This window comes from Streptosporangium sp. H16, from assembly GCF_051918855.1.
Classification (GTDB): domain Bacteria; phylum Actinomycetota; class Actinomycetes; order Streptosporangiales; family Streptosporangiaceae; genus Streptosporangium.
In genome coordinates, this window is the sequence record NZ_JBPXMD010000001.1 from 73,744 (window position 1) to 95,273 (window position 21,530).

The window sequence follows — 21,530 nt, forward strand, 5'->3', positions numbered from 1 at the left end:
ACTTGTGTCCCACTTGTGAGCGGCTTGTCCGGGCGTTTTGTCCTATGGGCAAGACGGTCACCAGGCTTTAGTCTCCCCGCATGGCGGTTCTCCTTCCCCCTTCTCCGTCCCCCGCGGGTGCGGGTCGCCGGTCGCCCGGCCCCGGAACGAGGTGTCCAGCCGCCTGACAAGGAGGAGCAGTGAACATCCGCGTCGTGATCGCCGACGACCAGGCGATGGTCCGCGCCGGGCTGAAACTCGTCGTGGAGAGCGAGCCCGGGCTGGAGGTGGTCGGTGAGGCCCCCGACGGGGTCGAGGCCCTCGCCGTGGTCCGCCGCACCAGGCCCGACATCGTGCTGATGGACATCTCGATGCCGCGGATGGACGGCCTCACCGCCGCCAGGCAGCTGCTGGGCCAGCCGGACCCGCCGAAGGTCGTGATGCTGACGACCTTCGACACCGACGAGAACCTCTACGCCGCGCTCCGAGCCGGGACCAGCGGGTTCCTGCTCAAGGTCTCGCCGCCCGAGCAGCTCGTGGAGGCCATCCGGGTCGTCGTGGCCGGGGACGCCCTGCTCGACCCGGCCGTCACCACCCGCGTCATCGCCTCCTTCGCCGGACGCCACGACCCGGCGCCCCCGCCGCAGCTGGCCGACCTCACCCCGCGCGAGCTGGAGGTGCTGCGCTCCCTGGCGCGCGGCCTGACCAACGCCGAGATCGCGGGGAAGCTCTTCGTCGGTGAGGCCACGGTCAAGACTCACGTGGCGCGGGTGCTGATGAAGCTCCACCTGCGCGACCGGGCTCAGGCGGTGGTGTTCGCGTACGAGTCGGGTGTGGTCCGGCCGGGAGCGGCCGTCGGGTAATACGAGATCCACTCCTCGCGGCTCATCCGGAGCATCCTCACCCCGACCCAGCCGACCGCGCCCGCTGTCGCGGCCCAGAACGGCACCGTCAAGGGCCCGTACTCGGTCACCATCGAGCCGGCGGAGGACAGCACGGCGACGAGCGGCACCGCCCAGTGCGCGAACCCGGCCCGCCAGACCCCGATCAGCAGGACCGGCAGGCCGAAGATCGCGAAGAACAGCCACGGCATCTGGAAGCCGAAGACGACGCCGGGCAGGTCCAGCATCTCGCCGAGGATCCTCTCGCTCTCCGCGGGGGTGTGGTGCCGCCCGAGCCACCACTCCACCGGGTCGGTCATCAGCAGGGCCGATCCGTTGACGTAGCCGAGGATGGTCAGGGTGCCCGCGAGGTGCCCGAAGACCACGGTACGGCGGCGCATCACGTGCAGCAGGCCGAAGACCGACAGGCCCGCCAGCAGGTAGGACCAGTGGTAGAGCACCGACTGCACCTGGGACAGCACGGGGTTGGCGCCGTAGCTGACCGCCTCGCGCTCGTCGCCCCAGGTTCCGGGGTCGACGAGGAGGGCGACGAGCTGGAGCAGCGGGGCGGCTATCAGTAACACGCCGGAGGCGACGCGCCGGAAGTCGGCTGAGTCCTTGAACATGGTTCTCCCTGCCTGTGCGGGACTGTGACGGTCTGTCAGCCAGGAAGGTAGGGGTAGGGCCCCCGCGCAGTCGTCAACCGCGGGGTTGATCTGGGATCCCCCTGCTGGGGTAAGAAGGTCTCAGCATGGGTCGATCAAGGATGTGAGTTGCGCGCCTCGAAGGCCCGGATCGCAGTTCGTGAACCCACGACCGGAAAGACGCGTGATGTTGCACGAGAAACTGAATTCGATCTATGACAGCGTCCTGCGCCGCAACCCGGGGGAGGCCGAGTTCCACCAGGCCGTCCGCGAGGTGCTGGAGAGCATCGGACCGGTCCTCGGCAAGCACCCCGAGTACGCCGAATCCAAGATCATCGAGCGAATCTGCGAGCCGGAGCGGCAGATCATCTTCCGGGTGCCGTGGGAGGACGACCAGGGCGAGGTGCACATCAACCGCGGCTTCCGGGTCGAGTTCAACAGCGCGCTCGGGCCCTACAAGGGCGGACTGCGTTTTCATCCCTCCGTCTACCTGGGCATCGTCAAGTTCCTCGGCTTCGAGCAGATCTTCAAGAACGGCCTGACCGGCCTGCCGATCGGCGGGGGCAAGGGCGGCTCGGACTTCGACCCCAAGGGCCGCTCCCAGCGCGAGGTCATGCGCTTCTGCCAGAGCTTCATGACCGAGCTCTACCGGCACATCGGCGAGTACACCGACGTCCCCGCCGGGGACATCGGCGTCGGCCAGCGCGAGGTCGGCTACCTGTTCGGCCAGTACAAGCGCATCACCAACCGGTACGAGTCCGCGGTGATCACCGGTAAGGGGATCGGCTACGGCGGTGCCCAGGTCCGCACCGAGGCGACCGGGTACGGCTGCGCGTTCTTCGTCGACGAGATGCTGAAGGCGCGCGGCACCTCCTTCGAGGGCAAGCGCGTCGTCGTCTCCGGCTCGGGCAACGTCGCCGTCTACGCGATCGAGAAGATGCAGCAGCTCGGCGGCACCGTGGTCGCCTGTTCCGACTCCTCGGGGTACGTCGTCGACGACAAGGGCATCGACCTCGACCTGCTCAAGCAGATCAAGCAGGTCGAGCGCCTGCGGATGGACGTCTACGCCGAGCGTCGCGGCGGCGTCGTGTCCTTCGTGCCGGGGCGGAGCATCTGGGAGGTGCCATGCGAGGTGGCGATGCCGTCGGCCACCCAGAACGAGATCACCGGCAGGGACGCCGAATACCTGGTGCGCGGCGGGTGTGTCGCGGTCGGCGAGGGCGCCAACATGCCCACCACGCCGGAGGGCATCCGGATCTTCCAGGAGGCGGGTGTCGCCTTCGGCCCGGGCAAGGCCGCCAACGCGGGCGGCGTGGCCACCAGCGCGCTGGAGATGCAGCAGAACGCCAGCCGCGACTCCTGGACCTTCGAGTTCTCCGAGCACCGCCTTCAGGAGATCATGAAGGACATCCACGGCCGCTGCCTGCAGAGCGCCGCAGAGTACGGCATGCCGGGCAACTACGTGGCCGGGGCCAACATCGACGGCTTCAAGCGCGTCGCCGACGCGATGCTCGCCCTCGGCCTGATCTGAGGTGTCCGCCGACGACCGGCGCCCTCGCCGGTCGTCGGCCAACCAGCGAGGGCGCCGGTCGTCGGCACCGGTGGATCGCGGATCACGCGGGGAAGAGCCGGACGCCCCAAGATCACCAGTACGCCTCATCTGATCGATCCGACGAACGGGACAGGGCGAATCGACGCCGGGGTCCTTGTCAGGGGGTGGGCAGGCCGCTGTCCAATCGGCATCCGTCGGCGGTCCGCGTGTTGTCACAACGGTTGAGTTGGAGGCCGTCCACCACGTAGGCGAAGGACTGGCCGTTCGGGCTCACCACCGAGAGTTGCACGGTGGCCGCGCCGGCCGGTGCGATCGCCGAGACGTTGTGCTCCGCCCAATCAGAGGTCAGGGCGTAGAGCGAGCTGTCACTGTTCGAGATCAGCGCGTTCGACGCGTTGTACCAGGAGAGCCGCAGCTTGACGTCGCCGGAGGTGGCGGTCGTCAGCCGGACGAAGAACTTGTACCGTTGCCCCGGGGTCACCTGGGGCTTGCGAGCGACCGACACGATCCCCTCGGCCCACGACTGGACGTTCACGGTCAGGGACCGCCGGCCGTCGTAGTAGCGGGCCGACACCTGGCTGTCCGTTCCGGGGGGAGTGACCTGCAGCCATCCGCCGCCGGAGAAGGTGAAGCCCGTGGGGTACCCATAGGGCGCGTCCGCCTCGATCGTGCGTTCCTGCGCGGTCAGCAGGTCGTTGCTGTACCCCACGTCGCAGCAGACCGGCGGGGTGAGCATCGACCAGGTGGCGAGGTTGGCCTTGCGAGGGTGCGGATAGGCGCTCGTGTAGAACGTGGCCGTGGTCTCGCTCGGGTCGTAGTAGTTGTTGAACTCCTGGTCCACCTGCCAGGTGTGCCACTGGGTGGACATGACGTCGGCGTCCTCATGGAGGACCGTCTCGGTGACCTTGGCGTGGTCGACGTCGAACAGGTGGATGAACTCGTGCAGCATGGTCGCGCTGTCCCACTCGTCGGTCGCCGCGACGCAGAGGACTTCGCAGAAGGCCTGCGCCGTCCCGTCGAAGTCCTCGAACACCATGTAGGTACGGTTGGTGTGGTCGTAACCCGCCGCCGCCAGATCGTCCTCGATGACGTCCGCGGCGGTCTCGCCGCCGATCACCCCGTTCTCGATCTTCTCCGGTACCACGAGGGCGCGTGCGTAGCCCGCGTAGCCGCCGGTGTCGTAGCCGGTCCGGCAGCTCAGGCTGACATGCTGGTCGTAGTTCGTGGACTCGTCCAGTGACCAGTCCACCCGGTCGACGATCTTGGCGATCTTCTCGACGAAGTCGTCGTAGCGGTTCCCGGACTCCTCGTGCCAGGCATAGATCACCTGGACCGCCGGGACACTTCCCGCGGCGTTCTTGGGGTCGGACAGCGTGGTGGCGCAGCCTCGCTTGGGAATGCCCGCGTCCGCCGGTTGGACGTAAGGGACATCGGGTTCGGTGCCGATGGGATTGAAGTCGGCGTGTGCCGTATCTGTCATCAGGAGGACAAACAGCACCGCGACCAGCGCGGACGTCAATTTCTTGAAACATGCCAACAAAGGATTTTCCTCCAGTACTTTACCGTGCCGTGAACCCGTGGATTCCCATGGCAGGTTTCCGGGAATTCCGAGCACCACTTCAGGAGTGATCTTCGGCGGTATGCCGGTGAGCATGATTTGACTGGCCACACCGGTTCTGAATGTGATCCTTGTCACTGAGTCGTGAAACTCAGCCAGGAATGGAGTTCGTATGAGTTTGGGTCCCGCCCCGTGTCCGACCGGCTCTGTGAGCGGCGGTGACGACAGGTTGAGCGAGGCCGGTAACCGCTGGTCCGACTGCCGAACCCCGGCCCAGGTCAACGGGGTTCGGGTGGGTCGGGCCGGAAACCGGTGGCTGGGTGCCGCCGGCTTTTACGAGCCTCGAATCTCATCCGAAGAGACGTGTCCTGAATGTATTCGGGCGATGACCGCCTCACGTCTTTGCCTAGGAATCATCGGTCTAGGCGAAGATAAGCAACATCTGTTTCGGTCCGGTATCGCAACGAGTCCCTATTTTGTTACTGATCACCGGCAAAGTTTAGGCATCCGAAGTTGAAGGGCGGATGTCACGAAGGGGTACGACTGCCGACGGCTGAGTGCCGTTCGCCAGGCCGGAGGTATGAAATATCCGGAAAGTGACGATTTGATACGGCGGCTGTAGGTCAGGATTTCCGGGGGACATGACCCGTGGGGCCCTCGTGGGCACGGGAACGGCCACCGGCATCATGATCGTTTGTAGCGACGAACGTGGAAACGGTGACTGTGGAGGCCACGGCGGCAACATCCCGCTCTTCTCCGCGCCGGACGGTCCTGCTCGCCGGCTGTCGCGAGAGAGACCTCCCTCAGCACTCGCCCATCGCGGCACGCGTCTGCGACGGTGACATGGGCGGGACGGGCAGGGGATGGGCCGCGCCGGCGCGCAGGCCGTCGAGGGTGAGGGCGAGATGCCGCCGCCAGACGCCGGGAGCGACGCGGAACGTCGCGCGCACGGTCGCCGCGACCCCCCAGATCACGAACGCCATGTCGTCGAGCGCGACGTCGTCTCGCAGGTCGCCGGACTCCTGGGCGCGCTCGATGATCCGCCGCATCAGCGCGTACCCCGTGCCGGTGTCGGCCGTGGCGCCGCGTACGGCGAGATCGTTGTAGCCGAGGTCGGCGGCCTGCAGCTCGCACACGCCGGTGATGAACGCGACGAACCCCTCCCACGCGTCGTCCATCGCGAGCGAGCGCGTGGCCAGGTCGGCGACCGTCGCCACCCGGTCCTCGAACACCGCCGCCACCAGCTCGGCGCGCGTGGGGAAGCGGTTGTACAGCGTCCCGATGCTCACCCCCGCCGCACGCGCGATCTCCTCGAGCGGCACGTCGAGCCCCCGGTCGGCGAAGAGCCGCCTGGCCGCCAGGAGGAGGCGCTCGCGGTTGTGGAGGGCGTCCTTGCGCATATCGGGAATCCTCGCGTAAGTTGAGGTCAATCTCAACTTGAGGAAGGTCTCAACTTATGCGGCGGACCATAGTGATCACCGGCGGCACGAGCGGCATCGGCAAGGCCCTCGCCCGGCACCACGCCGAGCGGGGCGACCTGGTCATCGCCGTGGGCAGCGGCGAGGCGGGCGGCCGGCGCCTGCTCGAGGACGTGCCCGCGGCGCGCTTCGTCCAGGCCGACCTCAGCTCCCTCCGGCAGACCCGCGACCTGATCGAGCGGCTCCGCGACGAGCACCCGGTGATCGACGCGCTGGTGCTCGGCGCCTTCAGGTACAACCTGGCGAGGGTCGAGACCGAGGAGGGGTTCGAGCACACCTTCGCCCTGTCCGTGATCAGCCGTTGGCTGATGGCCGAGGGCCTGCGCGAATCCCTGGAGAGGGCGCCGGCACCCGTGATCGTCAACCTGTGCGGCGTCGGGGGCATCCGCGCGGGACGGATCCACTGGGACGACCTGCAGTTCACCAGGGACTACCGGCCCTTCACCGCGACGATGCAGGGCGCCAGGGCCGGAGAGTTGCTGGCCTCGACCTACAGCGGCGAGCGGACGAGCTACGTGCTCTACAACCCGCTGTTCGTGGCGACCGGGCTGTTCGAACCCTTCCGCCAGCCGGTACGCGGTCTCGTGCGGGTGATGTCGGCGTTGTTCGCCCAGCCGGTGGCCAGGGCCGTGCCGCCGATCGCCGCGCTCGTCGACCGACCCCCGGCCGGGCCGCTCGCCGCCTACCGCAGGGGCAGGCCCATCGCGTTCACCGTCGACCGCGACCAGGCGCTGAGGTTCGAGAAGGCCGTACGCGCGATGGTGGCACCGTTCTCCGGATGATCGTCTCAGGACGCTCGGCGCTGTGCCGGGCGGCCGGGCGGCCGGTTGGCCTGTTGGCCTGTTGGTCGGGTGGGCGGTCGCGGCAGGGCTTCTGGTCGGCGGTGTGCCGGGCGGCCGGTCGGTCGCGGCAGGCCCCGTGCTCCGGGGCCTGCCGGTCGGACGTGCGCTCAGCCCGCGCCGGGGACGATGGCGGTCTTCTCCTTGAAGTCGTAGCCGTTCTTCACGGCGTTCTGCCGCAGGCTGTCGAAGGATTTCCTGCCGGCCTCGAGGTCGGCCTCGGTGGCGGTGCCGTTCTTCAACTTGTCGGTCAGGTTGCTGAAGCTGTCGGTGACCGCTTTGACGCCCTTGCACATTGTCGGGTTGGCCAGGGCGAAGCGCCTGGCGACCTTCAGCTCGTGAACGGTGAAGAGCCCGGCCAGGGCGGCCTTCGCGAAGGTCCGCTTCCGCTTCTCCGCTCCGGCCTTGAACCCACCGCTCCGCAACGGTTTGTAGATGTAGCGGTAGAAGGCTCCCAGCGCGAGACCCGCGTGCAGCGCGAAGCGGGTCTTGGCGAACCTCTTGGTGTTGGCGCCGACCGGGCACTCGTCCTCGGTGTACTCCTGGGCGGTATCCGTCGCGGGGAGGTCGGCGGCGGGCGGAACGGCCACGGGCGGCGATGTCGCGACCACGACGGCCTCGGGTCTCACCGCGGCCGGCCTGTCGCCGCCGCAGCCGCCGATCAGTGTCACGGCCAGCAGTGCCGCTGCCGGGACGGCAACGGATCGGGCACTCCGTACAGGCATCTTCCCCCCTGGATGACGGTTACGGCGTCACCTTTCGCCCTCTTTGTACCCTTTGTGGTTGCCTCGACACTCTCCGTGAAGGGGATTGCCCCCGTGGTGGGTCCACGGCTCGTCCTGCGGGGCGTGGGAGATGTACGCGTCGCTCACGGCGCCCTCCGGACGGCTTTCGCGATCTCGTCCACCCGCCGGTCGAAGACCGCGTCGGAGACGCCGCGCAGATCGCTGTAGAAACGGATCTTGACGAACTCTGGAAGCTCCACGTCCTCCACGATGACCGGTATGAGCAGCTGCCCGTCGTACATGGACCGCTGGAGCAACACGTAGTACTCGTTCATCACCGGGCCGCTCGCCATCGACGCGGGGCTGAAGACGAGCAGCCCGTGCGCCGATTTCCTGATCGCCTCCTCCACCTCGTGGAAGATGATCGAACCGGGCTGGACGAGAACCTTGTCGTAGGCCACCCGGATGCCGCGCCGCTCCAGCCGCTCGGCCAGGTCGGTGACGATGTCGGCGTCGTCGTGCGAATAGGAGACAAATACGTCGTAAGTCGTCATTGTGCCACCGCTTCCGGGGGAGGACGCCGGGGAGACCGGGGTGCGGGAGGCGCGCTTTCCGGGGGATTTCTTTCTTACGGAAACCCAGGCGAAGTAGGCGCCCGCGATGCCCGCCACAGCACCGATCACGGCGACCGCCAGATCCGCGATGTCCATGCGATCAGGCTATGGCGCGAAACATTTCCATGGTCGGGAGTAGCGGTGAATGCCCGACTGTCCGTCTATCCGTAAACGGAGGAGCACGCCGGCATTAAGTCCGTGGGGGTCTGTGAGCGAACCGGCGGCGGAGACGTACGACGGCTTCATCGTGCACGTCCAGGCCGACCTGGACACGGGCGAGTGCGAGCGGGGGCTGGAGCGCCACCGCCGATCCCTGGCCGTCAACGAGGAACTCGGCGACCGGACCGGGCACGGCTCGTGGCCACAGTCGGATCGGTGCGTTGCGCACCGAGACGGGCGGGGCCGCCGAGGCTGTGGTTTTCGTCACGCGCGGCCTGTCCGTTCGCATCGGACTTCAGGCATCCAAGATCACCATCGACCTGATCCGGCTCGGACGGCGGCGCGCGATCCTCGGTAAGGCAGGGCTCAGGCGCCTCCTCACCGAACATCTGAGTGCCGAGGCCGTCGACACCGTCGTCGGCAGGCTCGACCGGTCCTTCGCCTGACCCCGCCTGCGGGACCTCGATCTTTAACCTCCTCGATCCATAAGGGATGCGTCAAAACGGGCATAGATTGTGTATATTTTCCGTTACCCACTCTGATCTGAAGGAGGATTTATCGTGTCAGCTTTCCCGCGCGTACTGTTCGACGAGGCACACAGCGAGTCGTGGACCATCCGGCGGGATGTGGCCGAGACGATGAATCCCGGCCATCCCGACGACAGCAGCTACGCCCGCGCGGCTGGGCTGTTGCGCGGGCTGGGGCACTCCGTTGACGCGCACGTCGAGGGGCCGCTCACCCCGGGCCTGCTGAGCGCGCGGGACGTGCTGGTGATCGCGCACCCTTCCGGTGACCGCTGGGAACACACCACCGGGCTGGGCAGCCCGGTCCTGCCCGTCGAGGAGCTCGACGCGATCGAGGAGTACGTCCGCGACGGCGGCGGGCTGGTCGTGCTGGCCGAGTACGAGCAGGAGAAATACGGCAGCAACCTCACAGAGCTGCTCGCGCGCTTCGGCGTGGGCGTCGAGCACACCCTCGTCCGGGACCCCGGGAACGCCCACAACGGCGTGGCCTCCTGGGTCCTGGGCACCCCCCAGAACGTTCCGGGCACCACCCAGAACGCTCCGGAGAACGGGCAGGACCTGCTCGCCGGGGCCCGTCGCGCCTGCTTCTACCGGTCGGGCGTGCTCACCGTCCCCGACCACGCGGCCGTCCTGTTCACCACCTCGCCCACCGCGACCCCCGCGAACCGCCCGCTGGCGGTGGCCGTACGGCACGGCGAGGGCCGCGTCGTGGTGGTCGCCGACTCCGACCTGTTCGGTGACGACTCGATCGGCGACTACGACCACGCCGCGCTCTGGGGCAACCTCGTCACCTGGGCCGCCCGCGTCCCCGCCGCCAAGATCCGGGCCACCGGAGACGCGACCGTCGGAGACGCCGAGGCCCGCGCCGAGTTCCAGAAGCTCAAGGACGCCGTCGAGGCGCTCAGGCCGCTGCAGGTCAAGGACGGCTCGGTCCCGGAGGAGGGCGACAGGCCGCGGGCCGCCGAGCTGGTCTCCGAGATCGCCGGGCACGTCGAGCGCCTCGCGCCGCGCTTCCCGCACGACGCCGCCTACCTGGCCGCCGTCGTCGCCGACCTCCGCAAGTGGGCCGACCAGGGGCTGGGCGTTCCCGACTTCCTCGACGCGCTCGACGCCTTCCACCCCGACACCCAGCGGGTGGACGGGCTGGAGCACCTGGTCGTCTTCCCGATGTACACCCAGAACGGCACCACCTTCCGCCACCTCGAGGCCGTGTGGATCCGCACGATCTGGCCCGAGTGGCTGGCCGAGCTGGAGCGGAGCGGCTACGACAACCCGATGTTCGTGCCGATCGCCTTCGAGGACTTCACTTCCGGCTACGACACCAACTCCGCGGTGCTCTTCCCCGAGACCGTCGCGGTCCGCGAGACCCCGGCCCGCTTCACCTGGGGCGGGATCTTCGCCGACCGGGAGGCCGCGAGGTTCCGCGCGGTGAGCGGGGCCGCCGCGGCCACGCTGAAGCTCGCGCTGCCGCCGGACGCGGCCAGGCTGATCGCGTCGCAGGAGCTAGCCCAGGACACCTTCGTGCTCTGGGACCTGATCCACGACCGCACCCACAGCCACGGCGACCTGCCGTTCGACCCCTTCATGATCAAGCAGCGGATGCCGTACTGGCTCTACTCCCTGGAGGAGCTGCGCTGCGACCTGACCGCGTTCGGCGAGGCCGTGAAGCTGGAGAAGGAGGGCGTGCCGCACGCCCGCTACGTCCAGCTGGCGATCCTGTTCGACCGGCTGTTCCGCTTCCCGATCACCGGTGACCGGGTCCGCAACTACGACGGCCTGGGCGGGCAGCTGCTCTTCTCGTACCTGCACCGCAACGACGTCGTCCGGTGGACCGACAACCGGCTGAGCGTCGACTGGGACCGGCTCGCCGAGGGCGTCGCGGACCTGCGGGGCGAGGTCGAGAAGCTCTACCGGGACGGCATCGACCGCTCCAAGCTCGCCCACTGGCTCGCCGCCCACCAGCTGGTCGCCGCCTACGTCGAGCCGAACCCCGCCTCGGTCTGGGCCCGCGGGGTCGACGCCCTGCCCGTCGAGGGATTCCCCAAGGCCGTGGTGGACGCGGTGCTGCCCGACGAGTTCCCCCTGAGCATGTTCTACGAGGCCCTGCGCCGTAAGCTCGGCGATGTCGTCGACTCCACGAAGGGCATCCGAGCATGATCATCCTTGTCACCGGTGCGGGCGGCCCCGCGGGCCGGGCCGTCGTCCGCAGGTTCACCGGCGAGGGCCACACGGTGATCGGCGTCGACAAGAGCGGTGCCGAGGGGTCCCTCGCGGTCGACCTGCTCGACGCCGACGCCGTCGCGAGGCTCGCGGCGGACGTGCGGGCCGAGCACGGCAGGGTGGACGGGATCGTGCACCTGGTCGGCGGCTGGCGCGGGTCCAAGACCTTCGCCGAGACGTCGCTGGACGACTGGGCGCTCCTGCACGACCTGCTGGTCCGTACCCTCCAGCACGTCACCCTCGCCTTCGAGCCGCTGCTCAAGGCGAGCGAGCGCGGCCGGTTCGCCATCGTCTCCGCGAAGGCGGCCGAGCGTCCCACCCAGGGCAACGCGGCGTACGGCACGGCCAAGGCCGCCTCCGAGGCGTGGACCCTGGCCTTCGCCGACGCCCTGGAGGGCACCGGCTCCACCGCGAACATCCTGGTCGTGAAGGCGCTCGTGCACGAGGGCATGCGCGCGGCGAACCCCGAGCGGACGTTCCCCGGCTTCACCGACGTCGACGACCTCGCCGAGGCGATCGACGCCCTGTGGAGCACCGACGCCAACGGCACCCGGATCGACCTCACCGCCGACACGGCCGCCGCGAAGGAGGAGGGGAGGACCGCGTGACGGATGCCATCCGCAGGCACGACCCGCTGGTGAAGGGCTTCGCCAGCGACAACTACGCCGGGGTCCACCCCGAGATCCTCCAGGCGATCGCGCTCGCCAACGGGGGCCACCAGACCGCGTACGGCGACGACGTCTACACCGCCGCGCTGCAGGAGGTCTTCGGGAAGCACTTCGGCCCCGCCGCGCAGGCGTGGCCGATGTTCAACGGCACCGGAGCCAACGTGGTCGCGCTCCGCTCGATGACCGCCCACTGGGAGGCGGTGGTCTGCGCGGAGTCGGCGCACATCCACACCGACGAGGGCGGCGCCCCCGAGCGGTCGGCCGGGCTCAAGCTGCTGCCGGTCGCCACCCCGGACGGCAAGCTCACGCCCGAGCTGATCGACAGGCAGGCGTGGGGCTTCGGCGACGAGCACCGGGCACAGCCCAGGGTGGTGTCGATCACCCAGACCACCGAGCTGGGCACGCTCTACACGCCGGAGGAGATCGGGGCGATCTGCGACCACGCCCACGACCTCGGCATGGTCGTCCACCTCGACGGCGCCCGCGCGACCAACGCCGCCGCCGCGCTGGACGTGCCGCTGCGCGCGTTCACCACTGACGTGGGCGTGGACGTGCTGTCCTTCGGCGGTACCAAGGCCGGCCTGATGTTCGGCGAGGCCGTCGTGGTGCTCAACCCCGACGCCGTGCGCGGCCTGCGCTACCTGCGCAAGAGCGCCATGCAGCTCGCCTCCAAGATGCGGTTCGTCTCGGTGCAGTTCGAGGCGCTGCTCGCGGGCGACCTGTGGCTGCGCAACGCCCGCAACGCCAACGCGATGGCCCTGCGGCTCGCCGACGCCGTGCGGGACGTGCCCGGGGTGGAGATCCCGCGTCCCGTGCAGGCCAACGCGGTCTTCGCGATCCTGCCCGGGGACGTGACCGAGCGCCTGCAGAAGAGCTTCCGGTTCTACACCTGGAACGAGGCCACCGGCGAGGTCCGCTGGATGACCGCGTTCGACACCACCGAGGCCGACGTGGACGCCTTTGCCGCCGCGGTGGCGCAGGAGTTAAACTCACCGGCATGAGCAAGCACAGTCTGGGTCTGTGGCGGGCCGTCGAAAGGCGGATCCGCTAGCCAGTCCCGACTGCGCACCAAACGGCCGCCGTTCACCGGCGGTCGTTTTCGCTTCTCCGGGCGCGTTGCCGTACGACCGGTGTGCGGCGGTCCTCTTCTCACCAGGAGTGACCATGACAAAGCGCGTCTTCTCTGCCTTCAAACCCACCGGCCGCCTCACGCTGGGCAACCTCCTCGGCGCGATCATGCCCGCCGTGCGGCTCCAAGACGAGGCCGACTGCGTCTACGCCGTCGCGGACCTGCACGCCCTGACGATCAAGCACGACCCGGAGCGGCTGCGTGCCCGCACCCGCGAGGCCGCGACCCTGCTGCTCGCCTGCGGTCTGGACCGCTCTCTCGTCTACGTCCAGTCGCGGGTGCCCGCGCACACCGAGCTGGCCTACCTGCTGGAGAGCACGGCGTACTTCGGCGAGATGCGGCGCATGATCCAGTTCAGGGAGAAATCCGCCCGGCAGGAGGAGGTGCGGCTCTCGCTGCTCACCTATCCCGCGCTGATGGCCGCCGACATCCTGCTGCACCGGGCGGACGCCGTGCCCGTGGGGGAGGACCAGCGCCAGCACGTGGAGCTGACCCGGGACCTGGCCCTGCGGTTCAACCGGCTGTACGGCGAGGTCTTCACCGTGCCCGAGGCCACGCACCAGCGGGTCGCCGCCAGGGTGATGGACCTGAGCGCGCCCACCTCGAAGATGGGCAAGTCGGATGGTTCGACCGCCGGGACGATCTACCTGCTCGACCCGCCCGCCGACCTGCGGCGCAAGGTCATGCGCGCGGTGACCGACTCCGGAACCGAGGTCGCGTACGACCCCGCGGGAAAGCCCGGCGTCTCCAACCTGCTCGCCGTCCTCGCGGCCTGCTCGGACCGGCCGGTCGAGTCGCTCTCGTACGAGTCGTACGGCGCGCTCAAACGGGACACGGCCGAGGCGGTGGTGGAGACGCTGCGGCCCGTCCAGGAGCGCTACGCCGAGCTGTCGGCCGACCAGGCCGAGCTGTCTCGGCTCCTGGAGGGCGGGGCGGCGCTGGCCGTCGAGCGCACCGGCGGGTTGCTGGCCGGGGCGCGTGAGGCCATCGGCCTGGCGTGAGGCCTGTCACGAGGCCTGTCACGAGGCCTGTCGTGAAGGTCTGTTGTGGAGGCCTCTCGTGAGGGTCTGTTGTGGGGGCCTCTCGTGAGGGCCCGGCGTGGGGGCGCCCGCGTCGGGCCTCAGTTCTTGTGACCCGTCTCGTGCTCGTACGCGGTCAGCTGCTGTTCGAGGGCCTTCATCAGCTCGAACACCTGGCTCGGGGGAATGCGGATCCGGCTGACGATCCGGGTCGGCACGCTCACGAAGTGCTGCCCTGAGGAGGGGTCGTTGGCCAGCTGGGGCGGCCTGGTGATCACCGCGAAATCCAGGACAAAACCATCCTGGGTATGCCACACAGAGGCAAAATTGGCGTACTGCCCCATTTCCACCTCGGCGGAGATGCTCACCTCCAGGCGGTTCTCCGGCTCGTCGTTCACCATTCTCTTTCCTCCGGCCAGGTTGGCTCCATGCTGCCCTGGCCGGAGACCGGCCGCACAGGGACGCGCCGACGCCATTAAAGGATGGAAGGCAGCCGCTGGGCGCCGCGCTGCCGCAACATGTCGGTCATCAACTCGATCTCGCCCGTCTGACCGTCGACGATGTGCTGTGCCATGGTGGCCACCTCTTCGCGGTCGGACAGTTTCAGCAGACCCCTGCCCATCTGCACGCCGCCCTCGTGATGACGGATCATGAGTTGCAGGAAGAGGATCTCCTGGTCCTTGCCTGTGGCCTCGCGGAGCTTTTTGAGCTCGTCCTCACTTGCCATACCGGGCATCGCGGCCGGAGCGTCCGGTGTTACAGCGTGACCGCCACCGTGGCCGGCCATCCATGCCATGGAGGGGCGCTCGCTCGACTGGTTGAGGCCCCACTGCTGCAACCAGCCGATGAACATGCCGCGCTGGGCCGTCTGGGTGACGATGATGTCGTAGGCCAGCCGCCGGAGCGCGTCGTCCGCGCTCCCGTCCCTGGCGATGAAGGCCATCTCGACGGCCTGGGCGTGATGAACGGACATGTCGCGGGCGAAGCCCGCCTCCGGCGAGGCGTCGGTCGGGGTGGACGTCCTTCCCACCACCAGCAGCAACGCGACCGCCGCGACCAGGCAGCCGAGCAGCACGCCGGCCGCCACGCCACGCCTGGACTTCGTACCATCTTTACCGGGGATCTCCATTACCTGCCCAGAGTACCCACTGTCGAGAAACGTCGCTGTATCAGGCGTTGTCATCCCCTTATTCTCCACATACGCCGGTAGGGCATAGGGTGACCCGAAGTTGTTTGCGGCTGGAGGGTTGATGACCAAGGAAAAGGCGCAGGCGAGGCGTGAGCACCTCACCCGTATGCGTGAGGAGCAGAAGCGCAAGGAGCGCAGGGCCGCGTTCCTGATGTGGGGTGCCGGAGGTGCCGTCGTCGTTCTGCTCGTAGCGGTGGTCGCCTTCTACATGGTCAACGAGCGGGCCACGAACTCGCTGGACAACGTCGTCACCGCGAAGTACGCGGGTAGCCAGCACACCCAGACCAAGGTGACGTACAAGGAAACCCCGCCGATGGGCGGTGAGCACCACCCGGCCTGGCAGAACTGCGGCATCTACGAACAGCCGATCAACAACGAGAACGCCGTCCACGCCATGGAGCACGGCGCCGTGTGGATCACCTACCGGCCGGACCTCCCCAAGGCCGAGGTGGACACCCTGAGGGAACTGGCCTCCAAGGAGTACATGCTCCTGAGCCCGTACCCGGGCCTGCCCTCCAAGGTCGTGGCCAGCTCCTGGAACCACCAGCTCAAGCTGGAGAGCGCGAACGACGGGCGCCTGCCCAAGTTCATCCAGAAGTACAAGAACGGCCCGGACACCCCCGAGCTCGGCGCGTCCTGCAGCGGCGGCGTGGGCACCACCACCGCCGAGGCGCCCATCCCGGACGTCGCGCCCAGCCAGGACCCGTCGGCCGCCCCCGACGCGTCCGCGGCTCCCAGCGACGCCCCGGCCACCGACGCGCCCGCCACCGACGCGCCCGCCACGGACGCCCCGGCCACCGACGCCCCGGCTCCCAGCGGCACCCCGGCGCCCTGATCCGGCCGGTAAAACCGGTACGGAGGCCGGTGACGCCGTCCCTGACGAGGCGTCCCGGCCGCTAGGCCCGCAGGATCCGTTCCAGGGGCACCGCCTCCAGCCCGTGAGCCTCGGCCACGGGCCGGTTGGTCAGGTGCCCCTCGTGCGTGTTCAGGCCCAGCGCCAGCGCCGGGTCGTTCCGCAGGGCCTCCCGCCAGCCCAGGTGGGCGATCGCGAGCGCGTAGGGGACGGTCACGTTGGTCAGCGCGTACGTCGAGGTGTGCGGCACCGCGCCCGGCATGTTGGCCACGCAGTAGAACACCGAGTCGTGCACCCGGTAGGTCGGTTCGGCGTGGGTGGTGGGCCGGGAGTCCTCGAAGCAGCCGCCCTGGTCGATGGAGATGTCCACCAGGACCGATCCCGGCCTCATCCGCGAGACCAGCTGGTTGTCGACCAGCTTGGGCGCCCTCGCGCCCGGTACCAGCACCGCGCCGATGACCAGGTCCGCGTTCAGCACCGCCCGCTCGATCTCGTACGTGGTGGAGGCGATGGTCTTGCAGTGGCCCTTGTAGATCACGTCCGCCTGGCGGAGCCTGTCGATGTCGCGGTCCAGCAGCAGAACCTCCGCCTGCATGCCCAGCGCGATGACCGCGGCGTTCATGCCGGAGACCCCGGCGCCGATCACGACCACGCTGGCCGCGTGCACGCCGGACACCCCGCCCATCAGCACGCCGCGCCCGCCGCCCTGGCGCATCAGGTGGTACGCCCCCACCTGGGGGGCGAGCCGCCCGGCCACCTCCGACATGGGGGCCAGCAGGGGCAGGAAGCCGTTCGCGTTCTGCACGGTCTCGTAGGCGATGCCGGTGACCCCGGCGTCGAGCAGGGCGCGGGTGCACGCGGGCGAGGCGGCCAGGTGCAGGTAGGTGAAGAGCACCTGACCCTTGCGCATCCGGTGGTACTCCTCGGGGACCGGCTCCTTGACCTTCAGGACCAGGTCTCCCGCGGCCCACACGTCGTCGGCCGAGTCGAGGATGGTCGCGCCGGCGCTCTGGAAGTCGGCGTCGGGAATGGAAGATCCCGTCCCGGCGTCTTTCTCGACGAAGACCTGATGGCCGTGCCGGACGAACTCGTGGGCCCCGGCGGGGGTCAGCGCCACACGATACTCGTGGTTCTTGACCTCACGGGGAACGGAGATCTTCACGGCTCCTCCAAGGGTGGGCGCGTGTCCTCTTCTTCACTGTGCGTTCCCCGAAAGGGGGCGGTCACGCACGGGGTGGCGGGAATGGGGCCGAGGTCGATGACATTCCGCCGGCGGTCGTCGGCGTCCGGTCTCCAGGGAGTCGTCGTGACGTGCGGGGTTACCGGCTCCCCGCGCCGATCGGTAGGCTCGCCGCGAACAGGTGCGAGGAATACGGGGATATGACGATGGGGATGCACGCGGGGCAGGGTGGGCCGCCCGTACCGCAGGGACCTCCAGCCGGGCCTGACGACCCCTCTGACGAGCCGTGGTCCTCCTCCGGCTCCTATGACGCCTTCACCCCGCCGGGCCGCCCTGGCGCCTCGCCCGGACGCCACGCCCGCGGTACGGGGAAATCGGACGACGGCCCCCCCGCCGACCCCGCCGGCCCCGGCGGTCCGGCCGGCTTCGACGAGCCGGGTCGCGGCGATCGGGGTTTCGGCGGCCCCGTTGCCGGCCCCGGCGGCTCCTCCTCCTTCGACTCCTCCTTCGACGCTTTCGGCGGCGCCGGCTCCCGTCCCGGCGGCTCCTTCGACGCCTTCGGCGCTCCCGGCTCCGGGTCCGGTGGTTCCGGCCTCCCCGCCTCCGGCGGGCCCGTTCCCGGTCCCGGCGGGTCTGATTTCGACGCCTTCGGCGGGCCCGGTGCCGGGTCCGGTGGTTCTGACTTCGATGCTTTCGGCGCCAGAAGTTCCGGCTCCGACGCTTTCGGCGCCGGTGGTGCGGGGCTCGGCGGTCCCGGCCCCGACCCCCTGGGCCCCGGGAGCACGAGGCTCGGCGATCCGGCCTTCGGAGGGACCCCCCTCGGCGGGCAGGGCTCCGACGGCCCGGGGGGCTCGGTTCCCGGGGGCACGGGTGGCCCCGATGCCGACACCCTGGCCCTCGCCGAGGGGCAGGCGCCCACCGGCCAGGGACCGGGCGAGCCGGGAGCGGCCGGGCCCGGGGCCGGGGTTCCCGGGAGCGGCGGGCGGCGGGCCGGCGAGCCGCCGGACGGGGCGCCAGGGGAGCCCAGGGCGAGCCGGGTCACCACCGCGATCCTGGTGACCGTCCTGGTCCTCGTCGTGCTGATCACCGGCGTGCTCGGCACCATCGCGGTGCTCATGACCCGCAATCCCGACATGCCGCTCGGTGGCGCGCCGCCCAGGCGGCTGGCGGTCCCCCTCCACTTCGCCCCGGTGACCGAGGCGAAGCCCGGAGCCTGCACGATTCCGGAGACCTACCCCGACGACCTCGGGCAGACCTGCTACTCGGTCGCCGCCGGGGTCAACGTGAACGCCGTAAGGAAGATCGAGGCGATCCAGGAGAAGAGCGGCGCCTACTCGGTCAGGATCGCGTTCGCGCCCGCCTTCCGCGAGCAGATCAACGACCTGACCGAGGAAGCGGTGAACCAGGACGACCCGGTCAGGCAGCAGATCGCGATCGTCGTGGGACAGAAGGTGGTGGCGGCCCCCCGGGTCGCCCAGGCGATCACCGACGACAGCCTGAGCATCGCCGGTTCCTTCACCAAGGAGCAGGCGGACGCGATGGTCGTCAGGCTGCTCGGCTCGGGGGCCGTCGTCCCGCAGCCGACGGGCGGCACGCAGCCGAGCGCGTCGGTCTTCACCCCGTCGGACGGCCCGGCCGCGACCCCTCCGGCCAACCAGCCCGTGACCCCCCCGGCGAGCCAGCCCGTGACTCCTCCGGCCAACCAACCCGTGACCCCCCCGGCGAACCAGCCTGTGACCCCGCCGGCCACCGGCCCGGCCACCACGAACACCGCCGGGGCCGACGCGAACCGCCCGGCGGACACCACCGGGGACACCTCGCAGAACGCGTCCGGCGAGGGCACCGACCGCAGGTTCTCCAGCTGCAGGGCCGCGACGGAGAACGGATACGGCCCCTACACCCGGGGCGTCCACGAGGAGTACCAGTGGTACATCGACGGGGACAAGGACGGCGTCGTCTGCGAGCAGGAGGACGCCGGCTGACCCCGGCCGGCGCGACGCCTCCGGATCCCCTCCTCCACGGAGGGGATCACCCTTCCAGGGCGATGTCGTGGGGGCGGATGGGCACCCGGGGCAGCCGCAGGCCGGTGGCGGCCCGTACGGCGGCGGCCACCGCGGGGGTGGAGGAGAGCGTGGGCGGCTCGCCCGCGCCACGCAGGCCGTAGGGGGCGTTCGGGTCGGGATTCTCCATGATCGACAGCCGCATGGGCGGCATGTCGAGGATGGTGGGGATCAGGTAGTCGGTGAACGAGGGGTTGAGCACCAGGCCGTCGCGGACCTGGATCTCCTCCATCAGCGCCAGCCCCAGCCCCTGGGCCGAGCCGCCGTGGATCTGCCCCTCCAGCGCCAGCGGGTTCATGATCTTACCCACGTCCTGGACGGCCGCCAGCTCCACCACCTTGACCAGTCCCAGCTCCACGTCCACGTCCACCACGGCCCGGTGGACGCACAGGGCGAGCTGGGTGTGCGAGTCGCCCTGCCCGGTGACCGGGTCCAGGGGGAAGGTAGGCCGGTGCCGGTACTCCCTCGTCTCCTCCACCGCCCCGGCCCGCTCCAGCGCCTCCACCAGCGACGACCCGTCGCCCGTCAGCTTCGCCAGCCGCTCCCGCACGGCCTCGCAGGCCGCCCTGACCGCGCCGCCGGTGACGTAGGACTGGCGCGACGCCGACGAGGACCCGGCAGAGCCGACCGACGTGTCCGCCTGCGCGACCGTCACCGCGTCGATCCCCAGCTCGGTCCTGGCGATCTGCTCCTGGACCATCAGCAGGCCCTGCCCCACCTCCGCCGCCGCGGTGTGCACCAGGACGTGCGGCTCGCCGCCGATCAGCTCCACCCTCACCCTGGCGGTCGAGTGGTCGTCGAAGCCCTCGGAGAAGCAGATGTTCTTGATGCCCACGCCGTACCCGACACCGCGCCTTACCCCCTCGCCGTGTGTGGTCTGCGAGACGCCGCCCGGCATGTTCAGCAGATCCGGGACGCCTGGAACGTCCGAGGCGTCCGGCGGGGCGGGCAGCGGCATCGCGGCGAGTTCCCTGAGCATCTCGGCCAGCGGCGCGGGTGAGTCGATCACCTGCCCGGTGGCCAGCACCGACCCCTGGGAGACGGCGTTGCGGACCCTGACCTCGACCGGGGAGATCCCGCACGCCTCGGCCAGCCTGTCCATCTGCGACTCGTACGCGTAGCAGGCCTGGACCGCGCCGAAGCCACGCATCGCGCCGCAGGGCGGGTTGTTGGTGTAGACGCCGTAGGCGTCGATCCACACGTTGTCCACCTCGTACGGGCCCACCCCCAGGGAGGCCGCGTTGCCGACCACGGCGGGGGAGGTGGAGCAGTAGGCGCCGCCGTCCAGCAGGATCTCCGCCCTGACGTACAGCAGCCTGCCGTCGCGGGTGGCGCCGTGCTCGTAGCGCATCCGGGCCGGGTGGCGGTGGACATGGCCGTAGAAGGACTCCTCACGGTTGTAGACGATCTTCACGGGACGGCCGGTACGCAGGGCCAGCATGCACGCGTGGACCTGCATGGACAGGTCCTCGCGGGCGCCGAACGCCCCGCCCACCCCGGCCAGCGAGAGCCGTACCTTCTCCTCGGGCAGCCCCAGGCACGGCGCGATCTGCTCCCGGTCGGCGTGCAGCCACTGGGTGGCGATGTACAGGTCCACCCCGCCGTCCTCGGCCGGTACGGCCAGCCCGGACTCGGGGCCGAGGAAGGCCTGGTCCTGCATGCCGACCTCGTACTCGCCGGTGACGACCACGGGGGCCTCGAACGAGGAGCCGACCCGGATCGGCTGGTGGCGCAGCACGTTGCCGCTCTCGTGGACCGAGGGGCAGAAGGCGTCGAAGGCGGCCCGGCGCGGATCGGTGACGGCCTCGCGGACCTCGTACTCCACGACGACGGCCTCGGCCGCCCGCCTGGCGCGCTCGGGATGGTCGGCCGCGACCAGCGCGACCGGCTCGCCCTGGTATCGGACCTGGTCGACGGCGAGCACCGGCTGGTCCCGGTGGTCCAGGCCGTAGAACTTCGCGCCCGGCACGTCCTCGTGGGTGAGGACCGCGTACACGCCGGGCATGGCCAGCGCGGGGCCGATGTCGATCGAGCGGATCCACGCCGACGGGTGCGGGCTGCGGAGGGTGACCCCCCAGATCATGTCCGCCAGGTACAGGTCGGACGAGTAGGCGAACTCGCCCGTCACCTTCAGCGTCCCGTCGGGACGCAGGACGCTCTCGCCGACGCCGCGATGCCGCCGTGTTTCGATGCCGCTCATTCCAGCAGTACATCAGCCGGGTCCGGGGGAGGACATGGCAGGCACGACGGAACGCGGGG

Annotated in this window: 19 protein-coding genes; 10 read left to right on the forward strand and 9 right to left on the reverse strand. The window is 69.7% G+C overall.

Going from position 1 to position 21,530, the window contains the following annotated elements:
* Window positions 1–179: 179 nt before the first annotated feature.
* On the forward strand, window positions 180–842 hold the full coding sequence (locus tag ACTOQ2_RS00360; protein WP_440065377.1) for a response regulator: 663 nt from the start codon (window positions 180–182) through the stop codon (window positions 840–842).
* Here the strand turns inward: ACTOQ2_RS00360 and ACTOQ2_RS00365 are convergent.
* Window positions 782–1,486 carry a hypothetical protein gene (locus ACTOQ2_RS00365; protein ID WP_440097632.1) on the reverse strand — a complete coding sequence of 235 codons (705 nt, stop codon included), beginning with the start codon at window positions 1,484–1,486 and terminating at the stop codon, window positions 782–784. The two genes, ACTOQ2_RS00360 and ACTOQ2_RS00365, sit on opposite strands and share 61 nt — an antisense overlap.
* Before the next feature lie 205 nt (window positions 1,487–1,691).
* Between ACTOQ2_RS00365 and gdhA the strand changes: the two genes are divergently transcribed.
* Window positions 1,692–3,035 (forward strand): NADP-specific glutamate dehydrogenase, encoded by a 1,344-nt coding sequence (gene gdhA / locus ACTOQ2_RS00370; RefSeq protein WP_440097633.1) that lies wholly within the window; start codon window positions 1,692–1,694, stop codon window positions 3,033–3,035.
* Window positions 3,036–3,213: 178 nt separating this feature from the next.
* Here gdhA and ACTOQ2_RS00375 read toward each other — a convergent pair whose 3' ends face one another.
* Window positions 3,214–4,536 carry a hypothetical protein gene (locus tag ACTOQ2_RS00375; protein WP_440097634.1) on the reverse strand — a complete coding sequence of 441 codons (1,323 nt, stop codon included), beginning with the start codon at window positions 4,534–4,536 and terminating at the stop codon, window positions 3,214–3,216.
* Window positions 4,537–5,417: 881 nt separating this feature from the next.
* Entirely contained in the window at window positions 5,418–6,014 is a 597-nt protein-coding gene (locus ACTOQ2_RS00380) for a TetR/AcrR family transcriptional regulator (RefSeq protein ID WP_440065371.1), read from the reverse strand.
* Between the two features lie 56 nt (window positions 6,015–6,070).
* On the opposite strand from ACTOQ2_RS00380, the gene ACTOQ2_RS00385 reads away from it, so the two are divergent.
* Entirely contained in the window at window positions 6,071–6,874 is an 804-nt protein-coding gene (locus tag ACTOQ2_RS00385) for an SDR family NAD(P)-dependent oxidoreductase (protein WP_440097635.1), read from the forward strand.
* A gap of 167 nt (window positions 6,875–7,041) precedes the next feature.
* On the opposite strand, the gene ACTOQ2_RS00390 is transcribed toward ACTOQ2_RS00385, so the two are convergent.
* Together ACTOQ2_RS00390 and ACTOQ2_RS00395 are read right to left on the reverse strand one after the other, a co-directional pair.
* Window positions 7,042–7,656, reverse strand: a complete 615-nt coding sequence (locus tag ACTOQ2_RS00390; RefSeq protein WP_440097636.1) for a hypothetical protein — start codon at window positions 7,654–7,656, stop codon at window positions 7,042–7,044.
* Window positions 7,657–7,799: 143 nt separating this feature from the next.
* Complete coding sequence (locus ACTOQ2_RS00395) at window positions 7,800–8,366, reverse strand: toll/interleukin-1 receptor domain-containing protein (RefSeq protein WP_440097637.1); 567 nt, start codon at window positions 8,364–8,366, stop codon at window positions 7,800–7,802.
* Window positions 8,367–8,650: 284 nt separating this feature from the next.
* Between ACTOQ2_RS00395 and ACTOQ2_RS00400 the strand changes: the two genes are divergently transcribed.
* The 5 genes from ACTOQ2_RS00400 to trpS all read left to right on the forward strand — a co-directional run bounded on the left by ACTOQ2_RS00400 (window position 8,651) and on the right by trpS (window position 13,971).
* On the forward strand, window positions 8,651–8,875 hold the full coding sequence (locus ACTOQ2_RS00400; protein WP_440097638.1) for a hypothetical protein: 225 nt from the start codon (window positions 8,651–8,653) through the stop codon (window positions 8,873–8,875).
* Between the two features lie 114 nt (window positions 8,876–8,989).
* A complete protein-coding gene (locus ACTOQ2_RS00405; protein ID WP_440097639.1) occupies window positions 8,990–11,110 on the forward strand; it encodes a DUF6421 family protein in 2,121 nt (706 codons plus the stop codon).
* Window positions 11,107–11,781, forward strand: coding sequence for an SDR family NAD(P)-dependent oxidoreductase (locus tag ACTOQ2_RS00410; protein WP_440097641.1), 675 nt, complete (start codon window positions 11,107–11,109; stop codon window positions 11,779–11,781). Before ACTOQ2_RS00405 ends, ACTOQ2_RS00410 begins: the two co-directional genes overlap by 4 nt.
* Window positions 11,778–12,842 carry a threonine aldolase family protein gene (locus tag ACTOQ2_RS00415; RefSeq protein ID WP_440097642.1) on the forward strand — a complete coding sequence of 355 codons (1,065 nt, stop codon included), beginning with the start codon at window positions 11,778–11,780 and terminating at the stop codon, window positions 12,840–12,842. Before ACTOQ2_RS00410 ends, ACTOQ2_RS00415 begins: the two co-directional genes overlap by 4 nt.
* A 163-nt stretch (window positions 12,843–13,005) precedes the next feature.
* Window positions 13,006–13,971 carry a tryptophan--tRNA ligase gene (gene trpS / locus ACTOQ2_RS00420; RefSeq protein ID WP_440097643.1) on the forward strand — a complete coding sequence of 322 codons (966 nt, stop codon included), beginning with the start codon at window positions 13,006–13,008 and terminating at the stop codon, window positions 13,969–13,971.
* A 119-nt stretch (window positions 13,972–14,090) separates the two neighbouring features.
* On the opposite strand, the gene ACTOQ2_RS00425 is transcribed toward trpS, so the two are convergent.
* Together ACTOQ2_RS00425 and ACTOQ2_RS00430 are read right to left on the reverse strand one after the other, a co-directional pair.
* Window positions 14,091–14,390 (reverse strand): DUF3467 domain-containing protein, encoded by a 300-nt coding sequence (locus ACTOQ2_RS00425; protein WP_329092600.1) that lies wholly within the window; start codon window positions 14,388–14,390, stop codon window positions 14,091–14,093.
* Window positions 14,391–14,464: 74 nt separating this feature from the next.
* On the reverse strand, window positions 14,465–15,076 hold the full coding sequence (locus ACTOQ2_RS00430) for a DUF305 domain-containing protein (RefSeq protein WP_440065362.1): 612 nt from the start codon (window positions 15,074–15,076) through the stop codon (window positions 14,465–14,467).
* 163 nt (window positions 15,077–15,239) lie between these two features.
* Here ACTOQ2_RS00430 and ACTOQ2_RS00435 point away from each other — a divergent pair, with 163 nt between their 5' ends.
* Window positions 15,240–16,013, forward strand: a complete 774-nt coding sequence (locus ACTOQ2_RS00435) for a DUF3105 domain-containing protein (RefSeq protein WP_440097644.1) — start codon at window positions 15,240–15,242, stop codon at window positions 16,011–16,013.
* 61 nt (window positions 16,014–16,074) lie between these two features.
* On the opposite strand, the gene ald is transcribed toward ACTOQ2_RS00435, so the two are convergent.
* Window positions 16,075–17,193, reverse strand: a complete 1,119-nt coding sequence (gene ald, locus ACTOQ2_RS00440; RefSeq protein WP_440097645.1) for an alanine dehydrogenase — start codon at window positions 17,191–17,193, stop codon at window positions 16,075–16,077.
* A gap of 218 nt (window positions 17,194–17,411) precedes the next feature.
* On the opposite strand from ald, the gene ACTOQ2_RS00445 reads away from it, so the two are divergent.
* Window positions 17,412–19,193 (forward strand): excalibur calcium-binding domain-containing protein, encoded by a 1,782-nt coding sequence (locus ACTOQ2_RS00445; protein ID WP_440097646.1) that lies wholly within the window; start codon window positions 17,412–17,414, stop codon window positions 19,191–19,193.
* A gap of 46 nt (window positions 19,194–19,239) precedes the next feature.
* On the opposite strand, the gene ACTOQ2_RS00450 is transcribed toward ACTOQ2_RS00445, so the two are convergent.
* Window positions 19,240–21,471 (reverse strand): xanthine dehydrogenase family protein molybdopterin-binding subunit, encoded by a 2,232-nt coding sequence (locus ACTOQ2_RS00450; protein ID WP_440097647.1) that lies wholly within the window; start codon window positions 21,469–21,471, stop codon window positions 19,240–19,242.
* Window positions 21,472–21,530 lie beyond the last annotated feature (59 nt).

Excerpts from the sequence above, each read along its gene's own strand:
- trpS (WP_440097643.1), top strand. The coding sequence starts at position 13,006 with ATGACAAAGCGCGTCTTCTCTGCCTTCAAACCCACCGGCCGCCTCACG.
- ACTOQ2_RS00380 (WP_440065371.1), bottom strand. The coding sequence starts at position 6,014 with ATGCGCAAGGACGCCCTCCACAACCGCGAGCGCCTCCTCCTGGCGGCC.
- ACTOQ2_RS00425 (WP_329092600.1), bottom strand. The coding sequence starts at position 14,390 with ATGGTGAACGACGAGCCGGAGAACCGCCTGGAGGTGAGCATCTCCGCC.
- ACTOQ2_RS00410 (WP_440097641.1), top strand. The coding sequence starts at position 11,107 with ATGATCATCCTTGTCACCGGTGCGGGCGGCCCCGCGGGCCGGGCCGTC.
- ACTOQ2_RS00450 (WP_440097647.1), bottom strand. The coding sequence starts at position 21,471 with ATGAGCGGCATCGAAACACGGCGGCATCGCGGCGTCGGCGAGAGCGTC.
- ACTOQ2_RS00395 (WP_440097637.1), bottom strand. The coding sequence starts at position 8,366 with ATGGACATCGCGGATCTGGCGGTCGCCGTGATCGGTGCTGTGGCGGGC.
- ACTOQ2_RS00435 (WP_440097644.1), top strand. The coding sequence starts at position 15,240 with ATGACCAAGGAAAAGGCGCAGGCGAGGCGTGAGCACCTCACCCGTATG.
- ACTOQ2_RS00375 (WP_440097634.1), bottom strand. The coding sequence starts at position 4,536 with ATGACAGATACGGCACACGCCGACTTCAATCCCATCGGCACCGAACCC.
- ACTOQ2_RS00365 (WP_440097632.1), bottom strand. The coding sequence starts at position 1,486 with ATGTTCAAGGACTCAGCCGACTTCCGGCGCGTCGCCTCCGGCGTGTTA.
- ACTOQ2_RS00445 (WP_440097646.1), top strand. The coding sequence starts at position 17,412 with ATGACGATGGGGATGCACGCGGGGCAGGGTGGGCCGCCCGTACCGCAG.
- ACTOQ2_RS00390 (WP_440097636.1), bottom strand. The coding sequence starts at position 7,656 with ATGCCTGTACGGAGTGCCCGATCCGTTGCCGTCCCGGCAGCGGCACTG.
- gdhA (WP_440097633.1), top strand. The coding sequence starts at position 1,692 with ATGTTGCACGAGAAACTGAATTCGATCTATGACAGCGTCCTGCGCCGC.
- ACTOQ2_RS00385 (WP_440097635.1), top strand. The coding sequence starts at position 6,071 with ATGCGGCGGACCATAGTGATCACCGGCGGCACGAGCGGCATCGGCAAG.